The organism is Paenibacillus lentus (genome assembly GCF_042714055.1).
GTDB classification, from domain to species: Bacteria; Bacillota; Bacilli; order Paenibacillales; family Paenibacillaceae; genus Fontibacillus; species Fontibacillus lentus_A.
In genome coordinates, this window is the sequence record NZ_JBHGVC010000047.1 from 1 (window position 1) to 310 (window position 310).

Here is a 310-nt window from a genome sequence, read left to right on the forward strand (position 1 = left end):
CGCCCTGGGAGGGCATTCGCTTAAAGCGACCATGCTGGCGTCCCATATCCACAAGCAGTTTGAAGTGAGCGTTCCGCTGCGAAGCCTGTTCGAGCGAACGACGGTAGAGCAGCAGGCGGCATATATCGAGCAGGCCGAGATCCAGCAGTATCATCGGCTGGAGCGTGTGGAGGAGCGGGAAAATTATCCGCTGTCGTCCGCGCAGAAGCGGCTGTATATTCTGGAGCAGTTCGAACAAATGGGGACGAGCTACAACATCTCGGAGTTTATCGAGGTGGAAGGGCCGCTGGACGTGGAGCGGCTGAGGATC

Annotated in this window: 1 protein-coding gene; it reads left to right on the top strand. The window is 58.1% G+C overall.

Annotation, left to right across the window (positions count from 1 at the left end; all coding sequences use genetic code 11):
* A partial coding sequence (locus ACE3MQ_RS27385; RefSeq protein WP_379398787.1) for a phosphopantetheine-binding protein occupies positions 1 to 310 on the top strand: 310 nt, incomplete at both ends.